We start from the raw sequence: 26,691 nt of genomic DNA, 5'->3' as shown, positions 1-26,691 counted from the left end.
GAGAGCTCCGGAAATCCCTGATTACAGGGATTACCAGGAGCTCTTGGTCACGCCCGGCAGCTCGCCACGGTGAGCCATCTCACGAAGGCACACGCGGCAGAGGCCGAACTTGCGGTACACGGAGTGCGGACGGCCGCAGCGCTGGCAGCGCGTGTAGCCACGCACACCGAACTTGGGCTTGCGAGCAGCCTTGGCAATCAGAGCCTTCTTCGCCATCTCGCTCACGCCTCCTTGAACGGGAAGCCGAGGTGACGAAGGAGCGCGCGGCCCTCAGCGTCGTTGGTCGCCGTGGTGACCACGGTGATGTCCATGCCCCGGGTACGGTCGATCTTGTCCTGGTCGATCTCGTGGAACATGACCTGCTCCGTGAGACCGAAGGTGTAGTTGCCACGGCCGTCGAACTGCTTGGGGGACAGGCCGCGGAAGTCGCGGATGCGCGGGAGCGCGAGCGACAGGGTGCGGTCCAGGAACTCCCACATGCGGTCGCCACGGAGCGTGACGTGGGCACCGATCGGCTGGCCCTCACGCAGCTTGAACTGCGCGATGGACTTGCGGGCCTTGGTGACGGCCGGCTTCTGACCGGTGATGGTGGTCAGGTCGCGGATCGCGCCCTCGATCAGCTTCGAGTCACGGGCGGCGTCGCCGACACCCATGTTGACCACGATCTTGACGAGGCCGGGAACCTGCATGACGTTCTCGTACTTGAACTCGTCACGCAGCTTGCCCGCGATCTCCTCGCGGTACCTCTGCTTCAGACGCGGAGTGGTGGTGGTAGCCATCAGATGTCCTCACCCGTCCGCTTGGCAACGCGGATCTTGTTGCCTTCGTCGTCGAAGCGGTAACCGACACGCGTGACGACCTTGTTGCCATCCTTCTCAACGACCAGCTGGACGTTGGAGACGTGGATCGGCGCCTCGGTCGTGACGATGCCGCCGGCCTGCGAACCGCGAGCGGTCGGACCGGCCTTGGTGTGCTTCTTGACCCGGTTGACACCCTCGACCAGGACGCGGTCCTCGCGGGGGTAGGCCGCGATGACCTTGCCCTGCTTGCCCTTGTCCTTACCGGTGATGACCTGGACCAGGTCGCCCTTCTTGATCTTCATGCTTACAGCACCTCCGGCGCGAGCGAGATGATCTTCATGAACTTCTTCTCGCGCAGCTCACGGCCGACCGGGCCGAAGATACGGGTGCCGCGAGGGTCGCCGTCGTTCTTCAGAATGACGGCGGCGTTCTCGTCGAAGCGGATGTACGAGCCGTCCGGACGGCGGCGCTCCTTGACGGTGCGAACGATGACCGCCTTGACGACGTCACCCTTCTTCACGTTGCCGCCGGGGATCGCGTCCTTGACGGTGGCGACGATGACGTCACCGATGCCCGCGTAGCGGCGACCGGAGCCACCGAGCACACGGATGCAAAGGATCTCCTTCGCACCAGTGTTGTCGGCGACGCGCAGTCGCGACTCCTGCTGGATCACGTCTATCTCCTGATCGTCTGCCGGTTCCCGGCAGGGGCCTCAGATCGAGGACCCCTGCCGAGCCTGGCGGAACTGACCTGCGGGTTTGCCCGCAGGAATTACTTGGCCTTCTCGAGGATCTCGACGACGCGCCAGCGCTTCGTCGCGGACAGCGGCCGGGTCTCCATGAGGAGGACGCGGTCGCCGACACCCGCGGCGTTCTGCTCGTCGTGTGCCTTGAGCTTGTTCGTACGACGGATGACCTTGCCGTACAGCGCGTGCTTCACACGGTCCTCGACGGCGACGACGACGGTCTTGTCCATCTTGTCGCTGACGACGAGACCCTCACGGGTCTTACGGAAGCCACGGGCCTCAGTGTTCTCAGTCACGTTGCTCTCGCTCATCAGGCGCTCTCCACCGTCTCGATGCCCAGCTCGCGCTCACGCATCAGGGTGTAGATCCGCGCGATGTCCTTACGGACGGCCTTCAGCCGACCGTGGTTCTCGAGCTGACCGGTCGCCGCCTGGAAGCGGAGGTTGAACAGCTCTTCCTTGGCCTCGCGGAGCTTGCCCAGAAGCTCCTCGTTGCCCAGCTCGCGCAGCTCGGACGCCTTGGTACCGGCCGACATCACGCTTCACCTGCCTCGCGCTTGACGATCCGGCACTTCATCGGCAGCTTGTGGGCCGCGCGAAGGAGCGCCTCACGGGCGATCTTCTCGTTGGGGTACGACAGCTCGAACATCACGCGTCCGGGCTTGACGTTGGCGATCCACCACTCCGGCGAACCCTTACCGGAACCCATGCGGGTCTCGGCAGGCTTCTTGGTGAGGGGACGGTCCGGGTAGATGTTGATCCAGACCTTGCCACCACGCTTGATGTGACGCGTCATGGCGATACGAGCGGCCTCGATCTGACGGTTCGTCACATACGCCGGGGTCAGCGCCTGAATGCCGTACTCGCCGAACGCAACCTGCGTTCCACCCTTGGACATACCGCTGCGCTTCGGGTGGTGCTGCTTGCGGTGCTTGACCCTACGGGGGATCAGCATTTCGGTCAGGCCTCCGTTCCGGTGCTCTCAGCCGGAGCCGACGCGGGAGCCTCGGCCTTGGGGGCCTCGGCGCCGGCAGCCTGCTGCGGCTTGCGACCGCGCCGCTCGCCGCCACGGCCACCACGGGCCGGGCGGTCTGCACCGCCACGGGCCGGGCGGTTACCCGCACGGGCCGCAGCGTTCTCGGCGCGGACCTCGGCGATGTTCTTGACGTCGCCCTTGTAGATCCAGACCTTCACACCGATGCGGCCGAAGGTCGTCTTGGCCTCGAAGAAGCCGTAGTCCACGTTCGCGCGGAGCGTGTGCAGGGGCACACGGCCCTCGCGGTAGAACTCCGAGCGGGACATCTCGGCGCCACCGAGGCGGCCACCGCACTGGATCTTGATGCCCTTGGCGCCGGCCTTCATCGCCGACTGCATGCTCTTACGCATGGCGCGGCGGAAGGAGACGCGGGAGGAGAGCTGCTCGGCAACGGCCTGAGCAACCAGCTGAGCGTCGGTCTCGGGGTTCTTGACCTCGAGGATGTTCAGCTGGACCTGCTTGCCCGTGAGCTTCTCGAGGTCACCGCGGATGCGGTCGGCCTCGGCGCCACGGCGGCCGATGACGATGCCCGGACGAGCGGTGTGGATGTCCACCCGCACGCGGTCACGGGTGCGCTCGATCTCAACCTTCGAGATACCGGCGCGCTCCATGCCGGACGTCATCATCCGACGGATGGCGACGTCTTCCTTGACGTAGTCCTTGTACAGCTTGTCGGCGTACCAACGCGACTTGAAGTCGGTCGTGACACCGAGCCGGAACCCATGCGGGTTAACCTTCTGGCCCATTACCGGGTTCCTTCCTTGCTGCTGACGACCACGGTGATGTGGCTGGTCCGCTTGCGGATCCGGTAGGCACGGCCCTGGGCACGCGGTCGGAACCGCTTCAGGGTCGGGCCCTCGTCGACGTACGCCTCGGAGATGAAGAGGCTGTCGGCGTCGGTGTGGTCGTAGTTGTGCGCGGCGTTGGCGATGGCGCTGTCGAGCACCTTGCCGACGGGCACGGAGGCGGCCTGCGGAGCGAATCGCAGGACCGCCTGAGCCTCCGTGGCATCCATGCCACGGATAAGGTCCACCACGCGGCGGGCCTTCATGGGCGTAACGCGGATGTACCGCGCCTGGGCCCTGGCTTCCATGGTTGTCCCTCTCAGTTACTTACGTGTCTGAATGCGATCCGCGGTTAGCGGCGCTTCGACTTCCGGTCGTCCTTGACGTGACCCCGGAAGGTGCGCGTCGGCGAGAACTCGCCGAGCTTGTGACCGACCATCGACTCGGTGACGAACACCGGGATGTGGGTCTTGCCGTTGTGCACCGCGAGCGTGTGGCCCAGCATGGCCGGGACGATCATGGAGCGGCGGGACCAGGTCTTGATGACGTTCTTGGTGCCGGCTTCGTTCTGGGCGTCCACCTTCTTGATCAGGTGGTCGTCGACGAAGGGCCCCTTCTTCAGGCTACGAGGCATCTCAACCCGTCCTTAGCGCTTCTTGTTCGTCTTGCGGCGGCGGACGATGTACTTGTTCGACGCCTTCTTGGGCGAACGAGTACGGCCTTCCTTCTTGCCCCACGGGGACACAGGGTGGCGACCACCGGAGGTCCGGCCCTCACCACCACCGTGCGGGTGGTCAACCGGGTTCATCACGACACCACGGACGGTCGGGCGAACGCCCAGCCACCGCTTACGGCCGGCCTTACCCCAGTTGATGTTGCTCTGCTCGGCGTTGCCGACCTCGCCGATGGTGGCGCGGCAGCGGACGTCGACCAGGCGGATCTCACCGGACGGCATGCGGAGGTGGGCCATCGAGCCCTCCTTCGCGAGCAGCTGCACGGAGGCACCCGCCGAGCGGGCGAACTTGGCACCGCCACCGGGACGGAGCTCGATCGCGTGGATCGTGGTACCGACCGGGATGTTGCGGAGGGCCAGGTTGTTGCCCGGCTTGATGTCGGCCCCGGGACCGTTCTCGACGCGGTCACCCTGCTGCAGGTTGCGCGGGGCGAGGATGTAGCGCTTCTCGCCGTCGGCGTAGTGCAGCAGCGCGATGCGCGCGGTGCGGTTGGGGTCGTACTCGATGTGCGCGACCTTCGCCGGCACGCCGTCCTTGTCGTGACGACGGAAGTCGATCACGCGGTAGGCGCGCTTGTGTCCGCCACCCTGGTGGCGAACGGTCACACGACCGGCGTTGTTACGGCCGCCCTTGCTGTGCAGGGGGCGGACCAGCGACTTCTCCGGCGTGGACCGCGTGACCTCGACGAAGTCGGCGACGCTGGCGCCACGACGGCCCGGCGTAGTCGGCTTGTACTTGCGGATTCCCATTTCTCAGTCCTCGTCCGATATCGGACGATCCGACCCGCTTACGCGGTCGGACCGCCGAAGATGTCGATACGGTCGCCCTCGGCGAGGGTCACGATCGCGCGCTTGGTGGCGGCACGCTGACCGAAACCGGTCTTCGTGCGCTTGCGCTTGCCCTGGCGGTTGATCGTGTTGACCCCGGTGACCTTGACGTCGAAGACCGCCTGGACGGCCTGCTTGATCTGGGTCTTGTTCGCGTTCGGGTCGACGATGAACGTGTACTTGTTCTCGTCGATGAGCGCGTAGCTCTTCTCGGAGACGACCGGCTTCAGCAGGACGTCACGGGGGTCCGTGTACGACTTGCTCAGCGGGGTCTCGACGGTGTTCTTGCCCTCGGTGGCGTGGCGACGCGCCTTGGCGACGCGCGCGGCCTTGGCGGCCTTGGCCGCCTTCGAGGCAATGCTCGGGTGACGCGTAGCCATCAGGCCTCGCTCCCTTCGGTGTCAGCGGCCTTGGGGCCAGACACGAAGGACTCGAAAGCGGCCTGGGTGAAGACCACGTCGTCCGAGACGAGAACGTCGTACGTGTTCAGCTGGCCCGGCTCCAGGATGTGGACCTGGGGCAGGTTGCGGGCGGACAGCCACGCGGCCTCATCGGCGCGGTCGACGACCAGGAGCAGGTTCTTGCGCTCGCTGATCTTGCCGAACAGGCTCTTGGCGGCCTTGGTGCTGGGGTTCGCGCCCTCGACCACGCCGGAGACGACGTGGATGCGGTTGTGACGCGCCCGGTCGGTGAGGGCGTGGCGCAGGGCCGCGGCCTTCATCTTCTTCGGGGTGCGCTGCGAGTAGTCACGCGGCACGGGACCGTGCACGACGCCACCACCGGCGAACTGCGGCGCACGGGTCGAGCCCTGACGGGCGCGGCCGGTGCCCTTCTGGCGGTACGGCTTCTTGCCACCACCACGGACTTCGCCACGGGTCTTGGTCTTGTGCGTGCCCTGACGGGCAGCGGCCAGCTGCGCGACGACGACCTGGTGGATCAGCGGGATGCTGATCTTCTCCACGTCGAAGATCTCCGCGGGGAGCTCGACGGAACCGGCCTTCTCGCCAGCCGGCGAAAGGATGTCAACAGTGCTCATCGGTTACCTCAGGCCCCCTTGGCCGCGGTGCGGACCAGGACGAGGCCGCCGTTCGGACCGGGAACCGCGCCCTTGATGAGCAGCAGACCCTTCTCCGCGTCAACGGCGTGGACGGTCAGGTTCTGGGTGGTGACCCGCTCGTTGCCCATGCGACCCGCCATGCGGAGGCCCTTGAACACGCGGCCCGGGGTGGCGCAGCCACCGATGGAACCGGGCGAGCGGTGCTTGCGCTGGGTGCCGTGTCCGGCGCCGAGGCCCTTGAAGTTGTGACGCTTCATGACACCGGCGAAGCCCTTGCCCTTGCTCTTGCCGGTCACGTCGACCTTGATGCCGGCCTCGAACACCTCGGCGGTGATCTCCTGGCCGAGGGTGTACTCGCTGGCGTCAGCGGTACGGATCTCGACGAGGTGGCGGCGGGGAGTGACGTCGGCCTTGGCGAAGTGGCCCTTGAGGGGCTTGTTCACCTTGCGCGGGTCGATCTCGCCGAAAGCGATCTGGACGGACTCGTAGCCGTCGACATCGTTCGTACGGACCTGGGTGACGACGTTGGGGCCGGCCTTGACGACGGTGACCGGAACAACACGGTTGTTCTCGTCCCACACCTGCGTCATGCCGAGCTTCTCGCCCAGGATGCCCTTGATCTGCTTAGCCATTCTCAGCTCACCGACCCTCAGAGCTTGATCTCGATGTCGACACCGGCCGGGAGGTCGAGTCGCATCAGAGAGTCAACGGTCTTGGGGGTGGGGTCGAGGATGTCGATCAGGCGCTTGTGCGTGCGCATCTCGAAGTGCTCGCGCGAGTCCTTGTACTTGTGCGGCGACTTGATGACGCAGTACACGTTCTTCTCAGTGGGCAGCGGCACCGGGCCCGCGACCGACGCACCAGTGCGGGTCACCGTCTCGACGATCTTCTTCGCCGAGGAGTCGATGACCTCGTGGTCGTAGGCCTTGAGCCGGATGCGGATCTTCTGTCCCGCCATGGCTACTCAGTAGTCCTGTCTCTTTAACGCTCTGGAACCCGGTGGATTCCTTCTGCTGCCGTCGTTCCTCCGACCCACGCGGTCGGGTGTGTCGCGCTCCCGCCGACACAGATGTCCCTTGTTCGAACATCCCTGCGGGGAATGCGACGGCCCTTCCGGAACCGCGGACCGAGGGCCTCGGGCCCACCGGGCGCCTGGCCGGTGATGCGCCCACACTTCCCGGAAGATTCCCGTACGTCCGCCCCAGTGCTGCCGTGGTGGCAGTTAGGGCGACGAGTACTGTGGGACTCGCTTCCGGTCCTCCCGGCGGGAGGCGCGCAGCATCAACACTCGACCGAGCAACTCGGACAGTCTGCCATATGGGGCGGGTCGCTGGCTAATCGAGCCGAAGAGATTACCCCGAGCGTGACGCACGTCAAACCCCGGCACACGGCTACGTCCCGCAACCGAGCGTGGCGACGGTGGCGGGGAAGTAGGCCCGCATGAACGCCGCGATGTCCTCCCGCCGACTGCGATCCCCGAGCCGGACCTGCGGCAGCTGCAGGGTGAGAGTGAAGTAACGGCCGCCTCTGGTTTTGCAGGGGGTCTGCGAGATGGCACCGTCGTTGCCGACCAGCGTCGCGTAGGAGGATTCGAGACTGCGCGGCTCGCTGATACCCGAGACGGTGCCGGTGCCCTTCGCCAAATACATGAGGTCCGTCCTCACCGGCCTCCATGAGAACCGGAAATTGAGCAGCACCTTCTTTCCCGAGTACACCAGGCACGGCGCCGTAACTCCTTGTGATCGGTCGACTCGGCTGTACTCACGCCAAGGCTCGGTCGGGCGGACGAGGGACCGCGTCAGTGCGGGCTTCACAGGAGTCCCGCAGACAACGTCCGGAACGTCGTTGTGTGCCGGACGGCCACAGGCCGCGACAAGCAGCGCACAGGTCACTGTGGAGGTGCGCAGGTACTTGTTCACTTGGGCGGCTCTCCCGACACTCCGAGCGCATGGGTCATACCGTCGCCCGCAGATCTGTGGATCTCAGCCTGCGGATCGTAGAGAGAGTCGCCGTCCGCGCGATTCGCCTTGGACCACTCACGGGCCAGAGCCATCAGCTGCTGGTTTCTGACCGTGTAGGACCGAACATTGTCTTCCTCCTGCTTCTCATCCAGTCGCTTCTGCTCGTCCTCCAGCCACTGGTCCGTCACGTAGTCGAAGCCGGCCTGGACGTCGTCGCTCGCGACCGGGATGTAGCTGATCGCCTTGTCGAAGAGCGGCTTCGCCTCGAACTCGGCGGTCTTGGGGTCGCCCTGGGCCTGGAGGCGGGCCTCCTCCAGGAAACCCACCGTGCGGCCGGCCCGCGTCAGCGAGTCCGCGGAGTGGCCGTGGTCGGCGTGGATGGTGGAGACCATCGCCTGGTTCAGCCCCCCGTTGAGCGCCCCGTACGCCCCCTCGTCCTTGGACACCTGTTTCGTCACCTCGAAGAGTTCGCCCTGGTCCAGTGGGGAGTGGGCGATGTCGATCTCGCTCATGGACGCGTGGACCGTCGCACCGTGGTTGACCAGGATGGCCGCCATCGGGCGCCGTAGGGACGGAGGGAACTCGTCGCCCCGGTCGGCGAGTTGGTGCAGCGCGGACCGGAAGACCGTCTCGTTCGGCGCGCCGTGGGAGACGTAGTGCGCGCGCCTGTCCGACGGGTCGATCCCCGTGGCCGCGGCCTGGAGCGCCGCCCCGAGGCCCGCCCGGTCGTCCGCGTCGGGCCCGGCCACGTACCGGGTGGCCGTCGGACCCTCCCGCACGTGCAGCGTGACGTCCCAGTCCCGGTCCTTCATCAGGTACGTCATGCGGGCCTCGTCGGACAGATAGTGCGCCGCCGTCCCCGGATCCCGGCTCATGAGCCCGAGCGCGCCGTCCACCGGGTCGTTGGCGAACCAGCCGTCGTGCCGGCCGGCGTAGGTGCCCTTCAGCCGCCAGATCCCGGGCTCCCGGCGTTCCGCGGCGATCATGTCGTCGGTGAGGTCCTCCAGCATGCCCGGCGCGTAGCCGTGCCCGTGCCGCATCAGCGTCACCAGGGACTGGTAGCCCACCGCCTGGTCCAGGCGGGCGCCCTGCGCGGCCGTGGCGGCGCGCTCGACCCCCGCCTCCCGCATCTCCGCCCGCCACCGCCGGTACCACTCCGAGTGGGTGTCCCGCGCCGCCGTGGCCAGGGAGTCCGCCAGACCGGTCTCGATCGCGGAGCAGGCCCGCAGGGACGCACCGCTCGGCCCGCCTCGCACCTGGAGGAGGTCGTTCAGCTGGTTCGTCAGCCGGATCGTGCCGTCGGCTCCCAGGCCGTCCAGGAGCGTGCGGGAGAACTCCACGTCGGCGGCGTTGTCACGAAACGCCCTCTCCAGTTCGGCGAGTTCGCGGTCCGAGAGGTGTGCGCCCCGGCTCAGGCGGGCCAGGAGCCGGTCGGCCTCCACCGCCTCGTACTTCTCGACGTCCCCCATCGCCCTGCCGTTGAAGCCCCGGCCCCCGGCCAGCGGGTCGGAGTCGACGACCACCGCCGTGAGCGCGGTCCGCACACCCGTGTCGGCGTCGGTGACGTCACGGACCGCCTTGTCGATGCGGGCCTGCCAGGAGTGGACGTCCGGCTCGTGCCCTCCCCCGGCGTCGTGCCCGGCTCCGGGGTCGGCGGCCACCAGACCGCGGTCCGAGACGCGCAGTCCCACCGCGGCCGCCTCCCGCCGTACCGCCGTCAGCCGCCCCTTCAGTTCCACGAACTGGGCGTGGGCGTCCCGCAGGAGCGAGGCGATGGCCTTCGCCTCCGTCCGGGCGTGGGCGAACTCCTTCAGCGTGACGGCGAAGCGCCCGTGCGCCGCCTCCGCGCTCATGCCCGCCCAGGCCGCGGGGCCGGCGGTGACGCCGTACACGCCGGTCCGGTAGGCGCGCTCCTGCTTGGCGAACTCCCCCGCCATGCCGTCCCAGCGTTCGGCCGCGGCGGTCAGGGTGCCGAGGTCGGCGGTCATGATCTCGTGGTACGTCGGCATCCGCGGCCGCCCCCGTCAGTAGCGGTCCAGCGCGGACAGCTGCCGCAGCGCGCCGCCGGTGCCGATGTCCGCGCTCGTCAGCACGGTGTTCGTGGCCCGCAGCGCGTCCTTCTCCGCGCCCAGCCGGTCCAGCAGGTTCTTCACCGGCCCGGACCAGGTCTCGTGGGCGGCGCGCAGTGCTCCGGCCGTCAGCCAGCCGTCCCCGTCCCTTGCGCCGAACGCCTTCACGGCGGCCCCGGTCTCGTCGTCCGCCCACCGTCCGGCCCGGCCGGTGTCCGGCTCGATGCGGTCCTCCACGGCCTTCGCCGCCGCCCGTTTCTCGGCCGGCGTGGAGACCAGGTACTGCGGCCCGTGGCCGGCGGACGGTCCGCCCATCGCTCACCCCTCGCGGTACTGCGGCCACCCGCTCCGGGCGGCCCGCCGTCGGATTCACCATCCGGCGGGTTCAACCCGCTTGCGTGGATCTTCGTCACGGTGGGTTTTCGCCGACGCACGTTGACGCGGCGCGGGACCGGGCCCGGGGAGAACACGAAGAGGCCCGTACGACCGAAGTCGTACGGGCCTCTCCCAGGTCGGAGACCTTCAGGTCAGCTGGTGACCCGCAAGCAAGCGAACTTACTTGACGATCTTGGTGACCTGGCCGGCGCCCACGGTGCGGCCACCCTCACGGATGGCGAACTTGAGGCCCTCTTCCATGGCGACGGGCTGGATGAGCGACACCGTCATCTCGGTGTTGTCACCCGGCATGACCATCTCGGTGCCCTCGGGGAGGGTCACGACGCCGGTCACGTCCGTCGTACGGAAGTAGAACTGCGGACGGTAGTTGTTGAAGAACGGCGTGTGGCGGCCACCCTCGTCCTTGGACAGGATGTAGGCCTGCGCCTCGAACTCGGTGTGCGGGGTGACCGAGCCCGGCTTGATGATGACCTGGCCGCGCTCGACGTCCTCGCGCTTGATGCCACGGAGGAGCAGACCGACGTTCTCACCGGCCTGGCCCTCGTCGAGCAGCTTGCGGAACATCTCGATGCCGGTGACCGTGGTGGTGGTCTTCTCGGTCTTGATGCCGATGATGTCGACGGTCTCGTTGACCTTGAGGATACCGCGCTCGATACGACCGGTGACGACGGTGCCACGACCGGTGATCGTGAAGACGTCCTCGATCGGCATGAGGAACGGCTTGTCGACGTCGCGCTCCGGCTGCGGGATCGACTCGTCGACGGCCTTCATCAGGTTGAGGACCGAGTCCACCCACTGCTGCTCGCCCTCGAGGGCCTTGAGCGCGGAGACCTGGACGACCGGAACGTCGTCGCCGGGGAACTCGTACTCGGTGAGGAGCTCACGGACCTCGAGCTCGACGAGCTCCAGGATCTCCTCGTCGTCCACCATGTCGGCCTTGTTCAGGGCGACGACGATGTACGGAACGCCGACCTGGCGGGCCAGGAGCACGTGCTCCTTGGTCTGCGGCATCGGGCCGTCGGTGGCGGCGACCACCAGGATCGCGCCGTCCATCTGCGCGGCACCGGTGATCATGTTCTTGATGTAGTCCGCGTGACCAGGGCAGTCGACGTGGGCGTAGTGACGCGCCTCGGTCTGGTACTCGACGTGCGCGATGGAGATGGTGATACCGCGCTGGCGCTCCTCGGGCGCCTTGTCGATGTTGTCGAACGGGGTGGCCTCGTTCAGGTCCGGGTACGCGTCGTGCAGCACCTTGGTAATGGCGGCCGTGAGGGTCGTCTTACCGTGGTCGATGTGACCGATGGTGCCGATGTTGACGTGCGGCTTAGTCCGCTCGAACTTCGCCTTCGCCACTGGGGTCCTCCTGTGGAGTGGTTCTGTACGCCTTACTTCATCGGCGCCAGGTGATCTTTGCTGTAAAGGCCCGGAACCCGGGGCATTCCTCCATGTTCACGGTGGAATGCCCCTTGAGGCTCCGGAGTCAAGCCTACGGCGTGTTAACGCGGTGCGTTACTCGCCCTTGGCCTTCGCGATGATCTCCTCGGCGACGTTCCGCGGAACCTCGGCGTAGGAGTCGAACTGCATCGAGTAGCTTGCGCGACCCGACGTCTTGCTGCGGAGGTCGCCGACGTAGCCGAACATCTCCGACAGGGGCACGAGGCCCTTCACGACGCGGGCACCAGCCCGCTCCTCCATGGCCTGGATCTGGCCACGGCGGGAGTTGATGTCACCGATGACCTCGCCCATGTAGTCCTCGGGCGTGGTGACCTCGACGGCCATCATCGGCTCGAGCAGCACGGGGCTGGCCTTGCGCGCGGCCTCCTTGAAGGCCTGCGAACCGGCGATCTTGAAGGCGAGCTCGGAGGAGTCGACCTCGTGGTAGGCGCCGTCGTGGAGGATGACACGGACACCGGTCATCTCGTAGCCGGCGAGGATGCCGAACTGCATGGCCTCCTGCGCACCGGCGTCGACCGAAGGGATGTACTCCTTCGGGATACGACCACCGGTCACCTTGTTCACGAACTCGTACGACGTGTCGCCGCCCTCGAGCGGCTCGATGCCGATCTGCACCTTCGCGAACTGACCGGTACCACCGGTCTGCTTCTTGTGGGTGTAGTCGACGCGCTCGACGGCCTTGCGGATCGTCTCGCGGTACGCCACCTGCGGCTTGCCGACGTTGGCCTCGACCTTGAACTCACGGCGCATACGGTCGACCAGCACCTCGAGGTGCAGCTCGCCCATACCACCGATGATGGTCTGGCCGGTCTCCTCGTCCGAGTGGACCTGGAACGACGGGTCCTCCTCGGCCAGGCGCTGGATCGCGACGCCGAGCTTCTCCTGGTCGCCCTTCGACTTGGGCTCGATGGCGACCTGGATGACCGGGGCCGGGAAGTCCATGGACTCCAGGATCACCGGGTTCTTGTCGTCGGACAGCGTCTCACCGGTGGTGGTCTGCTTCAGGCCCATGACGGCGACGATGTCGCCGGCGCCCACCGACTCGATCTCCTCACGCTTGTTGGCGTGCATGCGGTAGATCTTGCCGATGCGCTCCTTCTTGCCCTTGACGGAGTTCAGCACCGAGGTGCCGGACTCCAGGCGGCCCGAGTAGACCCGGACGAAGGTGAGCTTGCCGAGGTGCGGGTCGCTCATGATCTTGAACGCCAGCGCCGAGAGGGGCTCCTCGTCGGACGGCTTGCGCTTGACGACGACCTCGGGGTCCTTGACGTCGTGGCCCTCGATGGCCTCGATGTCGACCGGGGACGGCAGGTAGCGCACGACCGCGTCGAGCAGGGGCTGGACGCCCTTGTTCTTGAACGCGGTGCCACAGAACACCGGGGTCACGGTGGTGCCGGTGCCCTTGCCGGACGCGATGGTGATACGACGGATCGCGGCGTACAGCTGCTCCACGGAAGGCTCCTCGCCCTCCAGGTACAGCTCCATGATCTCTTCGTCGTTCTCGGCCACGGCCTCGAGCAGCTTGCCGCGGTACTCCTCGGCAGCCTCGGTGTGCGTGTCCGGGATGTCGACGGTGTCGTACATCTCGCCCTTGGTGGCCTCGGCGGACCAGACCAGGGCCTTCATCGTCACGAGGTCGATGACGCCCTTGAAGTCGGCCTCGGCACCGATCGGCAGCTGCATCACGATCGGCTGAGCGCCCAGGCGGTCAGTGATCATGTCGACGCAGCGGTGGAACTCGGCACCGGTCCGGTCGAGCTTGTTGACGAAGCAGATACGCGGAACGCCGTAGCGGTCCGCCTGACGCCACACCGTCTCGGACTGGGGCTCGACACCGGCGACGCCGTCGAACACCGTCACGGCACCGTCGAGCACGCGCAGGGAGCGCTCCACCTCGACGGTGAAGTCGACGTGACCCGGGGTGTCGATGATGTTGATCGTGTGATCGACGTCTTCGAGCGGCCAGTGACAGGTGGTGGCAGCAGAGGTGATCGTGATGCCACGCTCCTGCTCCTGCTCCATCCAGTCCATGGTGGCAGCGCCGTCGTGGACCTCACCGATCTTGTAGGACACACCGGTGTAGAACAGGATCCGCTCGGTGGTGGTCGTCTTGCCCGCGTCGATGTGGGCCATGATCCCGATGTTGCGGACCTTGGCCAGGTCAAGTGAAGTGGTAGCCATAAGGCTTCAGTCTTCTCTCGGTCTCGATGTGGGTAGCGACTACCAGCGGTAGTGCGCGAAGGCCTTGTTGGACTCGGCCATCTTGTGCGTGTCCTCGCGCTTCTTCACAGCGGCACCCAGGCCGTTGGAGGCGTCGAGAAGCTCGTTGAGCAGACGCTCGGTCATGGTCTTCTCGCGACGGGCGCGGGAGTAACCGACCAGCCAGCGCAGCGCGAGCGTGTTGGCACGACCGGGCTTGACCTCGATCGGAACCTGGTACGTCGCACCACCGACACGGCGGGACTTGACCTCGAGGGTCGGCTTGATGTTCTCCAGCGCGCGCTTCAGCGTGATGATCGGGTCGTTGCCCGTCTTCTCACGCAGACCCTCCATGGCGCCGTAGACGATGCGCTCGGCGGTGGAGCGCTTGCCGTTCAGCAGCACCTTGTTGATGAGCGACGTGACCAGAGGAGAACCGTAGACCGGGTCGATGATGACCGGGCGCTTCGGGGCGGGGCCCTTACGAGGCATTCTTACTTCTCCTTCTTGGCGCCGTAGCGGGAACGGGCCTGCTTGCGGTTCTTGACACCCTGGGTGTCGAGGGAGCCACGGATGATCTTGTATCGAACACCCGGCAGGTCCTTCACACGGCCGCCGCGCACGAGCACGATGGAGTGCTCCTGCAGGTTGTGTCCCTCACCCGGAATGTAGGCCGTGACCTCGATGCCGCTGGTCAGACGCACACGCGCGACCTTACGGAGGGCCGAGTTCGGCTTCTTCGGGGTGGTCGTGAACACACGCGTGCAGACGCCACGACGCTGAGGGGAACCCTCGAGTGCGGGCGTCTTGTTCTTCTCGACCTTGTCCTGCCGGCCCTTACGGACCAGCTGCTGGATCGTAGGCACTACTTCTCCGGTTTCTGTGTGCCGATAGGTACAGCTAACCTGGAACTTCTCCGACCCACGCGGTCGGGTGTGTCGAATCCCGCAGACTCCCGCTCCCGCCGTGAGGCGAAAGGGGCACGGATTTACGGTGGCCGTTCACAGCTCGCCATGCGGTTTGAAGGCACGCACGAGAGCCAGGGCACACCCCAGGCACAAGGTCTGAGCGTACCTACCTCACGGACTTCGGTCAAAACAAATGGAGTGCGCCCCGACACGCCGGACATGTCCCGCTTCCTCGTGGAGGGCCCGTGGCCCTTCCGCGTGAATCCCGCCCGTTCCCGTCCCGCGCGGCCCGCCGCCTCTGTACGTTGAGCGGTCGCTGTTCCGCTTGGGGGCGAGGTTGGATGACGGGGGACATACCGCACGCGTTACCGAGGCAGACGCCGGCCGGGGCACCGGAGGACACACCGGGGGACGACGGACTCGACGACCGGGTGCCGTTCCTGGCCCGGCTGGAAAGGGCGGACCGGGCCGCGCTGCTCGCGCTCGGCCACGGGCTGGACTTCGCGCCCCGGGCCGTGCTCCTGCGCCAGCGGGAGCCGTCCGCGCACGTGTTGTTCGTCGTGGACGGCTGGACGAAGGTCACCGCGGCGGCCGCGAACGGCTACGAAGCCCTGCTCGCGCTGCGCGGGCCGGGTGACGTCATCGGCGAGTCGGCCGCGCTGACCGGCCGGACCCGCTCGGCCACCGTGACGACACTGGAACGGGTACGGGCCGTGGCCGTCCAGCGCGAGCGTTTCACGCAGTTCCTGGCGGACTCCCCCGCCGTCTCGTTCGCCCTGCTCGGACTCACCTCGGACCGCACCCGCGCCGCCGACCGGCGCCGGCTGGAGTTCGCCTCCCTGTCCGTCCGCGAACGGTTCGCGACCCTGCTGCTCGACCTCGCCCGCACCCACGGCCGCCGCACCGGTGACGGTGTCGAGCTGGCCGTACCGCTGAGCAAGCAGGAGCTGGCCGGCTCGGTGGGCGCGTCGCGCGAGGCGGTGCAGCGGCTCCTGAAGGACCTGCGGGAACGCGATGTGGTCCGCACCGGCCGCCGGGCGCTGGTGATCGTACGACCGGACGTGCTGCGCCGGATCGCGCGGGCGGAGGCGCCGGAGTGAGCGGCCCGCGCACGGCGCCGGCCGCGGGCCCGGGCGCCGTCTGTGCACACGGTCACAGTCCGAGTGGGTCATCCGTCCTCACGCCCCCGCAGCCCCGCGCGCCACGCTGCTGACGGCGCGGCCCGACCACCACGGCACGACCCGAGAGGCGACCATGAACGATCCCGTGAGCCGGACGATGCTCCTGCTCGACATCGAGAAGTACAGCGACCGGGACGACGTGGAGCAGGCGTATCTGCGGCGGGTGCTCTACGACATCGCCGACCGTGCCCTGGAGAGCGCCGGTGTCGACGAGACCCTGCGGCGGCGGGCCGACCGCGGCGACTCCGTCATGGAGCTGATCGACGCGGGCGCGTCCGTGCCGGCGCTGCTGCGGACGCTGCTCACCGAGGTGCCCGCCCAGCTGCACGGTTACAACCGGCGCGCGTCGAGCTCGGCGCAGATCCGGCTGCGGGGCGTGGTCGCCGACGGGTACGTGGCCGTGGACGAGCACGGGGGGTGGGTCGGCTCCGACCTCAACCACGCCTGCCGGCTGCTCGACGCCCCGCTGCTGCGCGCCGCCCTGCGGGAACGGGACAACGGCTTCGCGCTGTGCGTGTCGGAGGGCGTGCACGCGGGAATCGTGCGCCACGACCACCACGGCGTCCGCGCCGCCGACTTCCACCCGGTGACCCTGACCAGCAAGAACGGTCCGCTGCGCGCCTGGCTCCACGGGCCGGTGCCGCACACCGGCGAGGACCGCGGTGGCACGGGCCAAGCCCCGGTGCCGGGCACGCCGGGGGACGTCCCGGAACCGGGGGCACCGGCCGCCCGGCCGCCGGCGCGGGAGGCGCCCGCGCCCGGCACACCGGCACCGGACGCACCTGAGCCGCAGCCCCCCGCGCCCACCGGAGGCGCCGTCTTCCACTTCGGCAGCGGCTCGCCCCGCTTCGGCGGCAGCCTCGTCGGCGGGGACCAGCACGGCGTCTCCGGCGGCCGGGTCACCGGGGACGTGCACCTCGGCGGAACGACGGGCGGGGAGTCGTGACGGCGTCCCCGAACGCGGAACCCGACCAGGCATCCCCGGAGGCTCCCGACTCTCCGGAGGGGCTGCCCAGCGACACGGACCTGGAACCGGAAGCGGATCACTCCCAGGAGGCGCGGGCCGCGCAGCGTGAACTGTTCGCGCACACACCCGGGTTCTTCCTCGGTGACGACACCCGCTTCGGCGGCAGCTTGGTCGGCGGTGCGCAGCACGGAGTGTCCGGCGGGCAGGTCGGCGGCGACGTCTACCTGGGGGGCCGTACCGAACACCACTACCACGGCGCACCGGGAGCCACCCCGAACGCTTCCGGTGAGATTCCCCCCGACAGGCTGAAGGAACTCGCCGAGGTCTTCGCCGACGGCCCCGCTTTCACATCCGCCCTTGAGCGGCTGCGCGAGGAGCGAGTGCTGATCCTGTCCGGCGCACACGCCACCGGCCGTTACGCCGCCGCCCTGATGCTGCTGCACCGCCTGGGCGGTACGTCGGGCATCCACGCCCTGAGCCCGGAGACAGCCCCCGCGGCCCTGAGCACGCAGCTCACCCGCCCCGGTGGGCACGTCCTCCGCGATCTGCCCCTCAGCCGCAACCGGCCGTTACGTGACACTCACCTGTTCGCCGCCCGCGACCAGCTCGTCAAGGTGGACGGCTACCTCGTCGTCACCGTCGAGAGCTCGCCGCACCTGCCCGGTGTCACGCCCTGCCGCTGGACACCGCCTACCGCGCCGGAGATCGTGCGGGCACTCCTCGGCCGCCGCAGACCGGACGACGTCGACGCCCTGCTCGCCCTGGATCCGGTCGGCGGCTTCCTGGCGGCCACCGACCGCCGGCCGGCCGAGGCCGCCGCGTTCGCCGAGACGCTGGCAACTTACGACGGCAGCCGGGAGGCGTTGGCAGGGCTCGCGGACTTCGGGCAGGCGGCGGTCGAGAAGCAGTGCCGCGACTGGCTCGGCGACCCGGCGACAGGACTGCGGGACAAGGCGTTCCTCATCTCGCTCGCTGTCTTCGACCAGGCCCCCTATGTCCTCGCCGCCGAGCTGGCCGACAAGCTGTTCGTGCACTTCCAGCGACTGCAGAACCCCGAACTTCCGCCGGAGATTCCGGTGTTCGGACCGGCTGCCGAAGACCGACTGACGCTCGCACGGGCCGTCGGAGAGGTACGGCAGGAGTCGACCGACTGGGGGCCGATCCCGCAGTTCGTAGCCGGGTTCCTCGACGAAAGAACCCCTCGGGTTCTGCTGACCGAAGTGTGGACCGGCCATCCGTCGGCGCGTCCGGCGCTGGTCGAATGGCTGAAACAGCTCGCCCGCGACGGCCGCCCGCTGGTGCGAACACGCGCCGCCGCGGCGACCGCGCTGCTCGCCGACGCCGACCTGGCTTCGACCATGGCCCTCCTGGTCGACAGCTGGGCGACCTCCCGTTCGTTCGGTCCGCGCATCATCGCGGCGAACACCCTCACACTCGCTCAGGTCCTCGGCGCACCCGCCCTGATGCGGTTGCTCACCCAGTGGTGTTCCGACCCGCGTGCCGCCCGTCGCTGGACGGCCATTCGCGCCCTCGGCCAGCTCGCTCCGCTCCGCCCCGACCTGGCCGGACCGGCACTCGGCGCACTGGCCACCCGAGCAGGGGTCGACGCCAGCAGTGAAGTGGAGCGCGACAACCTCACCGAGTCCGCCGCCCTGCTGCTGTCCGCCGGGCACAGTGGCGGAGAGGTGCTGGCCGAGTTCGTACGGCTGCTGTACCAGGACTCACCGGCCGTACGCGACCTCGCCCTGGCCGCTTTCGTCCGCGCCTGCTCCAACGACGAGGAGGGAGCGCTGGTCGGCTGGTACGCGGAAACCGGCATGTACGAGGCGGACACCGCCCGTGACATGGCCACCCTGTGGCGCACCGCGCTCAATGACCGCACGCACACCCGGCCCGCGCTGAACGCCCTGCGCACCTGGTTGTACGTCGCCGAGCGACGGGCGGACGCCGCCCTGGCGCTGGAGTTCCTGCTCCCCGCGCTGGTCGTCACCGCGGACGACCGCAAACGCCTCGCATACGAACTGCGCGTGCTGCGCGCCGAGAACGACGGCCCGCGTACGGCCGACCACTTCCTCACCCTGCTGCATTCAGCCACGAACACCTGAACCACCCCAGGTAGAACGAGGAGTTGCCCCATGGCGGACTTCCGCCGCCCGCCGGAGTGGACCCAGCACGCCGACCGGCACACCGCACTGGTCGACCCCGTGCTGACCGTCCGTCCGATCTCGCGGTTCGACTACACCGCACGCCGCACGATCGGCGCGATCGACCACGCCCTGGTGTTCGTCACCGCGGGCGGCTCGTACGACGTCTTCATGCCGCCGCACCGCCCGAGCCGTACGGAGGCCGCGACCCGTCGCTACACCTCCGTCTACGAGGTGGACATGGGCAGCCACCCGGTCCAGCTGGAGCTCGAACTGCCCAGCGACGACGACGCGTTCTCCTTCGGCGCCACCGCCGACCTCACCTGGCGGGTGGCCGACCCGAAGGCGTTCGTGGCGAGTGGCGAACGGGACGTGCCGACCCGGCTCACCCGCGAACTCCAGCAGGTGGCACGGCCGGTGACCCGGCGCTTCGCCATCGAGGACAGCCCGGCCGCGGAACGGGCGGTGCAGCGGGCGGTCGAGGAGGACGGCACCTTCGCCGCCGGGACCGGCCTGCAGGTGACCTGCGTGGTGCGGCTGCGCCTCGACGAGGACGCGATCGTCCATCGCCGGCGCAAGCGGACCCTGCGCTACGAGTCGGAGATGCTCGACCCCGAGCACGAGTATCGGATGCGGCAGGCACAGCTGGAGCACCAGCTGGAGGTCCTGCGCGAACACCAGTCGCAGGAACTGGTCGCCCAGAAGATCGCCTTCTACCAGTACTGGCTCCAGCACGGCGGCGTCGCCGCGTGGGCCCTGCATCTAGCGGCCCACCCCGGCGACACCAAGATGGTCATCGGCACCCTGCAGCGGGACCAGCTCGGGGCGATCCGCAAGGAGCTGGCGGTCATCGCCGGGGACAGCCTGGAGGACTACCAGAAGGCGGAGTCGGCCCGGTCGGTGCTGCGCTCCGTCGACGACCTCATGAGCGAGCAGGCTGCGCCGCCCCAGGCCCTGCCGCCGGGCGTGCCCCCGCAGGCGCCGTACGCCCCGCCGCCGCAGCCCTACGCGCCCGGCCAACCGCCCGCCCCGCCGTCGGCGCCGTACCCGGCGCCCGGCGCCCCGACACCGTACGACCCGGCGGCGCAGGGGACCGCCGGGCCGTACGGCCGATCCCCGTACGGACCGCCGCCGTACGGGCAACCCTCGTACGGGCAGGACCCGTACGGCGGGACCGCGCAAGGACAGCCCGGCCACGCCCCGCCGGCACCCGGCCAGGCTTCCTACGGGCAGCCGCCGTACGATCCGGCGGCGTCGTACGCCGCCCCGGCCGCTCCCCCGCCGCCCGCCCCGCCGGCGACGGCGTCCGCACCCCCGCTGACGCTCGTGTCCGACGGGCCCGCACCGGTCGTGCCGCCCGCGCCCGGCACCACGCCGAGGGAGCATCCCGAGGCGGGGTCGGCGTGACCGCCCCCGGCACGACAGCACCGCCGGGCGCTCCCACCGCCGAGGGCCGGCGCACCGCGGAGCGGCTGCTCGGCGAGCTGCGTGACGAGATCGCGCGGGCCGACGCCAAGGCCTCCGTGCTGGTGGCGGCGCTGGGCATGACGGCCGGGCTGTTCTCCGGTCTGGTCGCCGGGCGGAACTGGTCGCCGAGCCGGCTGTCCGCCTCCGGGACCGGCCTGTGGTGGGCCGGTGCGGCGGGGCTGGCCCTGTCGCTGCTCGCGCTGCTGCTCGCCGTACTGCCCCGCTACCGCAGCGGGTCCTGGGCCGAGGGACGCCCGCTGTGCTACTTCGGCGACATCCACCAGGCGGTCCGGGAGGGCCGGCTGGCCCAGGCGCTCGCCGACACCGAGCGGGACCCCGCCGCCGGGCTGCTGGCGGCACTCGCCGAGAACAGCCGCATCGCCGCCTCCAAGCACCGGTGGATCCGCACCGGCCTGATCGCCTTCTGCGCCGGTGCCCTGCTGCTGCCCACCGCCGCGCTCGTCGGCTGACGTCCCCGTACTCGAAGGAGCCCCGCTCATGTCCCAGCCGCCGGACCCGTCGGTCCCGCCCCGGTACCCCGAGCCGTCCTACCCCGACGCCGTGACCCCGGCGCCCCCTGCCTACCCGGGCCCCACGGCCGCCGCCCCACCGCCGTACCCGGGTGCCCCCGCCTCCCCCGGCCCGGCCCCGCAGTACCCCACATCACCGGGCCCGTCCTACCCGAGCACCGCCACGAGCCCCGGCCCCGCCTACCCCACGGCCGCCGCCCCACCGCCGTACCCGGGCGCCCCCGCCTCCCCCGGCCCGGCCCCGCAGTACCCCACATCACTGGGCCCGTCCTACCCGAGCACCGCCACGAGCCCCGGCCCCGCCTACCCCACCGCCGCCACCGCCGCCACCACCGCCACCGCGCCCCCGTACCCGGGCGGAGCGCACGCCCGGCCGGGCCCGCAGACCCAGGCGGCCCCGCCGCCGTATCCCGGCTCGGAACACGACAGCGGGCAGCCGGGGACAGCGGTGCCGCCCCAGGCACACGTCCCGCGGACCGCCGTACCGGGTCCCGAGCCCGCGCCGGACGACCTCGACTACCGCCACCGCGGTGCCCGTCTGCACGTGTCCGAGCACCAGCGCGGGGCCGACGCGACGGCCGTCGGGCGGCTGGCGGTGCAGCTGCCGGGAGCCCTGGTGAGCCTCGCCCTGGTCGGCTCCATCGCGCTCGGCATGTTCGGGAACGTCGTCGGAACGCTGGTGGTGCTGGCGTGGGTCGCCTCCGGGCTGCTCGTCTTCCACCGGCCGACCGAACTCGCCTTCGCCCGGTACGTGCTCAAGCTCCGGCTGCCCAGTCAGCAGGAGCGGGCCCGCCTGGAGCCGATCTGGCACGAGGTGACCGCCCGCGCGGGCATCGAGCCGGGCACGTACGAGCTGATGGTGGAGAACAGCGACGAGCTGAACGCCGTCGCGGTGGCCGGGCATGTCGTCGGCGTCACCACGTACAGCCTGAACCGGATCCCCAGCAGCAACCTGGCTGCCGTGCTCGCGCACGAACTCGGCCACCACACCGGCGGCCACGCCTGGGCCGGTCTGCTCGGCTACTGGTATTCGCTGCCCGGCCGGATCGCCTGGGCGGTGACCCGCGGACTGGCCCGGTTCGCGATCGCGGTCGCCGGCGTCTTCTCCATGGCGGCGACCGGGTTCCTGATCCTGTTCATGGCGCTGGCGGCGGTCGCCGCGTTCCTCGCCGCCTGGTACATCGCCGTCCCGCTCGTGCTCGCCCCGTACCTGCTGGCCTACGCGGGCCGGCGCGGCGAGCTGCGCGCCGACCAGCAGGCCGCCGAGCTGGGCTTCGCCCGGCAGCTGGCCGAGGTCCTGTACCACTTCCAGACCGAGGAGGACACCGCCAAGGCGGCCCTCGCGGCGCGGGGCGAGCAGCTGAAGGAGCCCGGCACCCTGGACCGGCTCCTGTCCTCCCACCCGGATCACCACACCCGGCTGGACGCCCTCCAGCCCTACCTGGGGCTGCACCGCTGACCCTGCCCCCATACGCCGAAGGGCGGCCACCCCACGGGGTGACCGCCCTTCGGTTCGAGCGACTCGCTTACTGGTTGTACGGACCGTAGTCGTAGTCCTCCAGCGGAACGGCCTGGCCGGAGCCCGTGCCGAACGGCGAGTAGTCGATGTCGTCGTAACCGACGGCCGAGTACATCGCGGCCTTGGCCTCCTCGGTCGGCTCGACCCGGATGTTGCGGTAGCGGGACAGACCCGTACCGGCCGGGATGAGCTTACCGATGATGACGTTCTCCTTGAGGCCGATGAGGCTGTCGGACTTGGCGTTGATCGCCGCATCCGTCAGGACTCGGGTCGTCTCCTGGAAGGAGGCGGCCGACAGCCAGGACTCCGTCGCCAGCGAGGCCTTGGTGATACCCATCAGCTGCGGACGACCGGAGGCCGGGTGACCGCCCTCCTGGACCACACGACGGTTCTCGGTCTCGAACTTCGAGCGCTCGACCAGCTCACCGGGCAGCAGCTCGGCGTCGCCGGACTCGATGATCGTCACGCGGCGGAGCATCTGCCGGATGATGATCTCGATGTGCTTGTCGTGGATCGACACACCCTGCGAGTTGTAGACCTTCTGGACCTCGCCGACCAGGTGGACCTGGACGGCACGCTGACCCAGGATGCGCAGCACGTCGTGCGGGTTGGTGGCACCCACGGTGAGCTGCTGGCCCACCTCGACGTGGTCGCCCTCGCGGACCAGGACCTTGGCACGCTTCGAGATCGGGAACGCCGTCTCGTCGCTGCCGTCGTCCGGGGTGACGACGATCTTCTTGGTCTTCTCGGTCTCCTCGATCCGCACGCGGCCGTTGGCCTCGGAGATCGGGGCGACACCCTTCGGGGTACGGGCCTCGAAGAGCTCGACGACACGGGGCAGACCCTGGGTGATGTCGTCACCGGCCACACCACCGGTGTGGAAGGTACGCATCGTCAGCTGGGTACCGGGCTCACCGATGGACTGGGCGGCGATGATGCCGACCGCCTCACCGATGTCGACCAGCTTGCCGGTGGCGAGCGAACGGCCGTAGCACATCGCGCAGGTGCCGACGTGCGACTCGCAGGTCAGGATCGAGCGGGTCTTGACCTCCTCGATGCCGTGGTGCACCAGCTGGTCGATGAGCACGTCGCCCAGGTCCACGTTGGCCGGCGCGATCACCTTGCCGTCGATGACGACGTCCTCGGCGAGCATGCGGGCGTAGACGCTGGTCTCGACGTCGTCCGCCTTGCGCAGCACACCGTCGGCACCGCGGTTGGCGATCCGCAGCTTCAGACCGCGCTCGGTGCCGCAGTCCTCCTCGCGGATGATGACGTCCTGCGAGACGTCCACCAGACGACGGGTCAGGTAACCCGAGTCGGCGGTACGCAGGGCGGTGTCCGCCAGACCCTTACGGGCACCGTGCGTGGAGATGAAGTACTCCAGCACGGACAGGCCCTCACGGAAGGACGCCTTGATCGGACGCGGGATGGTCTCGTTCTTCGCGTTCGACACCAGACCACGCATACCGGCGATCTGCCGCATCTGCATCATGTTTCCTCGGGCACCCGAGTCAACCATCATGAAGATGGGGTTCGTCTTGGGGAAGTTCTCGTTCATCGCCTCGGCGACCTCGTTGGTCGCCTTGGTCCAGATCGCGATGAGCTCCTGAGTGCGCTCTTCCTTGGTGATCAGACCGCGCTCGTACTGCTTCTGGACCTTCTCGTCCTGCGCCTCGTAGCCGCGGACGATCTCCTTCTTCGCCTCGGGAACGACGACGTCGGAGATGGCGACGGTGACACCGGAACGGGTCGCCCAGTAGAAGCCGGCCGCCTTCAGGTTGTCGAGCGTCGCCGCCACGATGACCTTGGGGTAGCGCTCGGCGAGGTCGTTGACGATCTCGGAGAGCTGCTTCTTGCCCACCGAGTAGTCGACGAACGGGTAGTCCTCGGGCAGCAGCTCGTTGAAGAGCGCGCGGCCCAGCGTGGTGCGCAGGCGGAACGAGTCACCCTGCTGCCACTCGGGCTCGCCCTCCTCGCGCGCCGGCGGCATCCAGCCGCGCGGCGGGATGGTGCCCACCGGGAAGCGGATGTCGATCTGCGACTGCAGCGCGAGCTCGCCGGCGTCGAACGCCATGATCGCCTCGGCCGTGGAGCCGAACGCGCGGCCCTCGCCCTTGGTGTCACGCAGCTCGCCGTCGGTGGTGAGGAAGAACAGACCGAGGACCATGTCCTGGGTCGGCATCGTCACCGGACGGCCGTCGGCCGGCTTGAGGATGTTGTTCGAGGACAGCATCAGGATGCGGGCCTCGGCCTGCGCCTCCGCGGACAGCGGCAGGTGCACGGCCATCTGGTCACCGTCGAAGTCCGCGTTGAACGCGGTGCAGACGAGCGGGTGGATCTGGATGGCCTTGCCCTCGACCAGCTGCGGCTCGAAAGCCTGGATGCCGAGGCGGTGCAGGGTGGGAGCACGGTTCAGCAGAACCGGGTGCTCGGCGATGACCTCTTCGAGGACGTCGTACACGACCGTGCGGCCGCGCTCCACCATGCGCTTGGCGCTCTTGATGTTCTGCGCGTGGTTCAGGTCCACCAGGCGCTTCATCACGAACGGCTTGAAGAGCTCCAGCGCCATGGCCTTGGGCAGACCGCACTGGTGCAGCTTCAGCTGCGGGCCGACGACGATGACGGAACGCGCCGAGTAGTCGACTCGCTTACCGAGCAGGTTCTGACGGAAACGACCCTGCTTGCCCTTCAGCATGTCGCTGAGGGACTTCAACGGGCGGTTGCCGGGACCGGTCACCGGGCGGCCGCGACGACCGTTGTCGAAGAGGGCGTCAACAGCCTCCTGAAGCATGCGCTTCTCGTTGTTGACGATGATCTCCGGGGCACCGAGGTCCAGGAGCCGCTTCAGACGGTTGTTGCGGTTGATCACACGGCGGTACAGGTCGTTCAGGTCGGAGGTCGCGAAGCGGCCACCGTCCAGCTGCACCATCGGACGCAGGTCCGGCGGGATGACCGGGACGCAGTCCAGGACCATGCCCTTGGGGCTGTTGGACGTCTGCAGGAACGCGGAGACGACCTTCAGCCGCTTCAGGGCGCGGGTCTTCTTCTGGCCCTTGCCGGTGCGGATGATCTCGCGGAGGCGCTCGGCCTCCTCCTCGAGGTCGAAGGACTCCAGGCGCTTCTGCAGCGCCGCGGCACCCATCGAGCCGTCGAAGTACGTGCCGAAGCGGTCCCGCAGCTCGCGGTAGAGCAGCTCGTCGCCCTCGAGGTCCTGGACCTTGAGGTTCTTGAAGCGGTTCCACACCTCGTCGAGGCGGTCGATCTCGCGCTGCGCACGGTCGCGCAGCTGCTTCATCTCGCGCTCGGCACCCTCACGCACCTTGCGGCGCACGTCGGCCTTGGCGCCCTCGGCCTCCAGCTCGGCCAGGTCGGTCTCGAGCTTCTTGGCGCGGGCCTCGAGGTCGGCGTCGCGGCGGTTCTCGATCTGCTGGCGCTCCACGGAGACGTGCGCCTCCAGGGAGGGCAGGTCGCGCGTACGGCGCTCCTCGTCGACGTACGTGATCATGTACGCCGCGAAGTAGATGACCTTCTCGAGGTCCTTGGGAGCGAGGTCGAGCAGGTAGCCCAGCCGGCTCGGGACACCCTTGAAGTACCAGATGTGCGTGACGGGCGCGGCGAGCTCGATGTGGCCCATCCGCTCACGGCGCACCTTGGCGCGCGTGACCTCGACGCCACAGCGCTCACAGATGATGCCCTTGAAGCGGACGCGCTTGTACTTGCCGCAGTAGCACTCCCAGTCCCGGGTCGGACCGAAGATCTTCTCGCAGAAGAGTCCGTCCTTCTCGGGCTTGAGGGTGCGGTAGTTGATGGTCTCGGGCTTCTTGACCTCACCGTGGCTCCACTGACGGATGTCGTCAGCGGTGGCCAGGCCGATCCGGAGCTCGTCGAAGAAGTTGACGTCGAGCACTATGC

General features: G+C 68.8%; 29 protein-coding genes. 6 read left to right on the top strand and 23 right to left on the bottom strand.

What is annotated here, in order from left to right; translation table 11 throughout:
- Window positions 1–30: 30 nt before the first annotated feature.
- The 22 genes from BLW57_RS22995 to rpsL form a co-directional block, all read right to left on the bottom strand.
- The gene (locus BLW57_RS22995; RefSeq protein WP_003948630.1) at window positions 31–216 is read right to left on the bottom strand and encodes a type Z 30S ribosomal protein S14; all 186 of its coding nucleotides are present in this window, start codon (window positions 214–216) and stop codon (window positions 31–33) included.
- 5 nt (window positions 217–221) lie between these two features.
- Window positions 222–779, bottom strand: coding sequence for a 50S ribosomal protein L5 (rplE, locus tag BLW57_RS22990; RefSeq protein ID WP_093477034.1), 558 nt, complete (start codon window positions 777–779; stop codon window positions 222–224).
- Entirely contained in the window at window positions 779–1,102 is a 324-nt protein-coding gene (rplX, locus tag BLW57_RS22985; protein ID WP_030671805.1) for a 50S ribosomal protein L24, read from the bottom strand. The genes rplE and rplX overlap by 1 nt, the downstream gene beginning before the upstream one ends.
- A gap of 2 nt (window positions 1,103–1,104) precedes the next feature.
- Window positions 1,105–1,473 carry a 50S ribosomal protein L14 gene (gene rplN / locus BLW57_RS22980; protein WP_003998823.1) on the bottom strand — a complete coding sequence of 123 codons (369 nt, stop codon included), beginning with the start codon at window positions 1,471–1,473 and terminating at the stop codon, window positions 1,105–1,107.
- A 98-nt stretch (window positions 1,474–1,571) separates the two neighbouring features.
- Complete coding sequence (gene rpsQ / locus BLW57_RS22975; protein WP_014674375.1) at window positions 1,572–1,856, bottom strand: 30S ribosomal protein S17; 285 nt, start codon at window positions 1,854–1,856, stop codon at window positions 1,572–1,574.
- Entirely contained in the window at window positions 1,856–2,080 is a 225-nt protein-coding gene (rpmC, locus tag BLW57_RS22970; RefSeq protein ID WP_030174543.1) for a 50S ribosomal protein L29, read from the bottom strand. Before rpmC ends, rpsQ begins: the two co-directional genes overlap by 1 nt.
- Window positions 2,080–2,499 carry a 50S ribosomal protein L16 gene (gene rplP, locus BLW57_RS22965; RefSeq protein WP_073901439.1) on the bottom strand — a complete coding sequence of 140 codons (420 nt, stop codon included), beginning with the start codon at window positions 2,497–2,499 and terminating at the stop codon, window positions 2,080–2,082. The genes rpmC and rplP overlap by 1 nt, the downstream gene beginning before the upstream one ends.
- Window positions 2,500–2,504: 5 nt before the next feature.
- Window positions 2,505–3,326 carry a 30S ribosomal protein S3 gene (gene rpsC / locus BLW57_RS22960; RefSeq protein ID WP_003998826.1) on the bottom strand — a complete coding sequence of 274 codons (822 nt, stop codon included), beginning with the start codon at window positions 3,324–3,326 and terminating at the stop codon, window positions 2,505–2,507.
- On the bottom strand, window positions 3,326–3,673 hold the full coding sequence (gene rplV / locus BLW57_RS22955; RefSeq protein WP_003974262.1) for a 50S ribosomal protein L22: 348 nt from the start codon (window positions 3,671–3,673) through the stop codon (window positions 3,326–3,328). The genes rpsC and rplV overlap by 1 nt, the downstream gene beginning before the upstream one ends.
- Window positions 3,674–3,717: 44 nt before the next feature.
- Window positions 3,718–3,999 carry a 30S ribosomal protein S19 gene (gene rpsS, locus BLW57_RS22950; protein ID WP_003992359.1) on the bottom strand — a complete coding sequence of 94 codons (282 nt, stop codon included), beginning with the start codon at window positions 3,997–3,999 and terminating at the stop codon, window positions 3,718–3,720.
- Between the two features lie 12 nt (window positions 4,000–4,011).
- Window positions 4,012–4,848, bottom strand: coding sequence for a 50S ribosomal protein L2 (rplB, locus tag BLW57_RS22945; RefSeq protein WP_031167077.1), 837 nt, complete (start codon window positions 4,846–4,848; stop codon window positions 4,012–4,014).
- 38 nt (window positions 4,849–4,886) lie between these two features.
- Window positions 4,887–5,306, bottom strand: a complete 420-nt coding sequence (rplW, locus tag BLW57_RS22940; RefSeq protein ID WP_073901440.1) for a 50S ribosomal protein L23 — start codon at window positions 5,304–5,306, stop codon at window positions 4,887–4,889.
- Window positions 5,306–5,962: a 50S ribosomal protein L4 gene (gene rplD / locus BLW57_RS22935; protein ID WP_031167072.1), complete on the bottom strand. Its 657-nt coding sequence runs from the start codon at window positions 5,960–5,962 to the stop codon at window positions 5,306–5,308. The genes rplW and rplD overlap by 1 nt, the downstream gene beginning before the upstream one ends.
- 8 nt (window positions 5,963–5,970) lie before the next feature.
- Window positions 5,971–6,615, bottom strand: a complete 645-nt coding sequence (gene rplC / locus BLW57_RS22930) for a 50S ribosomal protein L3 (RefSeq protein WP_020135811.1) — start codon at window positions 6,613–6,615, stop codon at window positions 5,971–5,973.
- A gap of 17 nt (window positions 6,616–6,632) precedes the next feature.
- The gene (gene rpsJ, locus BLW57_RS22925) at window positions 6,633–6,941 is read right to left on the bottom strand and encodes a 30S ribosomal protein S10 (RefSeq protein ID WP_003948644.1); all 309 of its coding nucleotides are present in this window, start codon (window positions 6,939–6,941) and stop codon (window positions 6,633–6,635) included.
- Window positions 6,942–7,374: 433 nt separating this feature from the next.
- Window positions 7,375–7,632 carry a hypothetical protein gene (locus BLW57_RS22920; RefSeq protein WP_143051620.1) on the bottom strand — a complete coding sequence of 86 codons (258 nt, stop codon included), beginning with the start codon at window positions 7,630–7,632 and terminating at the stop codon, window positions 7,375–7,377.
- A gap of 266 nt (window positions 7,633–7,898) precedes the next feature.
- Window positions 7,899–9,932 (bottom strand): hypothetical protein, encoded by a 2,034-nt coding sequence (locus tag BLW57_RS22915; RefSeq protein ID WP_256339559.1) that lies wholly within the window; start codon window positions 9,930–9,932, stop codon window positions 7,899–7,901.
- 36 nt (window positions 9,933–9,968) lie between these two features.
- Complete coding sequence (locus BLW57_RS22910) at window positions 9,969–10,328, bottom strand: hypothetical protein (protein WP_093477029.1); 360 nt, start codon at window positions 10,326–10,328, stop codon at window positions 9,969–9,971.
- A gap of 240 nt (window positions 10,329–10,568) precedes the next feature.
- Window positions 10,569–11,762, bottom strand: coding sequence for an elongation factor Tu (gene tuf / locus BLW57_RS22905; protein WP_073901448.1), 1,194 nt, complete (start codon window positions 11,760–11,762; stop codon window positions 10,569–10,571).
- 156 nt (window positions 11,763–11,918) lie between these two features.
- Window positions 11,919–14,045 carry an elongation factor G gene (gene fusA / locus BLW57_RS22900; protein ID WP_093477026.1) on the bottom strand — a complete coding sequence of 709 codons (2,127 nt, stop codon included), beginning with the start codon at window positions 14,043–14,045 and terminating at the stop codon, window positions 11,919–11,921.
- Between the two features lie 39 nt (window positions 14,046–14,084).
- Window positions 14,085–14,555, bottom strand: a complete 471-nt coding sequence (rpsG, locus tag BLW57_RS22895) for a 30S ribosomal protein S7 (protein ID WP_003992340.1) — start codon at window positions 14,553–14,555, stop codon at window positions 14,085–14,087.
- Between the two features lie 2 nt (window positions 14,556–14,557).
- Window positions 14,558–14,929 (bottom strand): 30S ribosomal protein S12, encoded by a 372-nt coding sequence (gene rpsL, locus BLW57_RS22890; RefSeq protein WP_003948652.1) that lies wholly within the window; start codon window positions 14,927–14,929, stop codon window positions 14,558–14,560.
- A gap of 383 nt (window positions 14,930–15,312) precedes the next feature.
- On the opposite strand from rpsL, the gene BLW57_RS22885 reads away from it, so the two are divergent.
- The 6 genes from BLW57_RS22885 (at window position 15,313) to BLW57_RS22860 (ending at window position 22,719) form a co-directional block, all read left to right on the top strand.
- Window positions 15,313–16,071 carry a Crp/Fnr family transcriptional regulator gene (locus BLW57_RS22885; protein ID WP_093477025.1) on the top strand — a complete coding sequence of 253 codons (759 nt, stop codon included), beginning with the start codon at window positions 15,313–15,315 and terminating at the stop codon, window positions 16,069–16,071.
- Between the two features lie 154 nt (window positions 16,072–16,225).
- The gene (locus tag BLW57_RS22880; RefSeq protein ID WP_093477022.1) at window positions 16,226–17,098 is read left to right on the top strand and encodes a hypothetical protein; all 873 of its coding nucleotides are present in this window, start codon (window positions 16,226–16,228) and stop codon (window positions 17,096–17,098) included.
- Window positions 17,095–19,224 carry a hypothetical protein gene (locus BLW57_RS22875; RefSeq protein WP_093477019.1) on the top strand — a complete coding sequence of 710 codons (2,130 nt, stop codon included), beginning with the start codon at window positions 17,095–17,097 and terminating at the stop codon, window positions 19,222–19,224. The genes BLW57_RS22880 and BLW57_RS22875 overlap by 4 nt, the downstream gene beginning before the upstream one ends.
- Before the next feature lie 30 nt (window positions 19,225–19,254).
- On the top strand, window positions 19,255–20,670 hold the full coding sequence (locus BLW57_RS22870; protein WP_093477016.1) for a hypothetical protein: 1,416 nt from the start codon (window positions 19,255–19,257) through the stop codon (window positions 20,668–20,670).
- Entirely contained in the window at window positions 20,667–21,200 is a 534-nt protein-coding gene (locus BLW57_RS22865; RefSeq protein WP_093477014.1) for a Pycsar system effector family protein, read from the top strand. The genes BLW57_RS22870 and BLW57_RS22865 overlap by 4 nt, the downstream gene beginning before the upstream one ends.
- A gap of 28 nt (window positions 21,201–21,228) precedes the next feature.
- Window positions 21,229–22,719, top strand: coding sequence for a M48 family metalloprotease (locus BLW57_RS22860; protein ID WP_176985689.1), 1,491 nt, complete (start codon window positions 21,229–21,231; stop codon window positions 22,717–22,719).
- Between the two features lie 67 nt (window positions 22,720–22,786).
- Here the strand turns inward: BLW57_RS22860 and BLW57_RS22855 are convergent, their stop codons facing one another.
- Complete coding sequence (locus tag BLW57_RS22855) at window positions 22,787–26,686, bottom strand: DNA-directed RNA polymerase subunit beta' (RefSeq protein ID WP_093477011.1); 3,900 nt, start codon at window positions 26,684–26,686, stop codon at window positions 22,787–22,789.
- Window positions 26,687–26,691: the final 5 nt, after the last annotated feature.

The organism is Streptomyces sp. 1222.5 (assembly GCF_900105245.1).
GTDB classification, from domain to species: Bacteria; Actinomycetota; Actinomycetes; order Streptomycetales; family Streptomycetaceae; genus Streptomyces; species Streptomyces albidocamelliae.
This window is presented reverse-complemented; position numbering and strand designations above follow the sequence as displayed.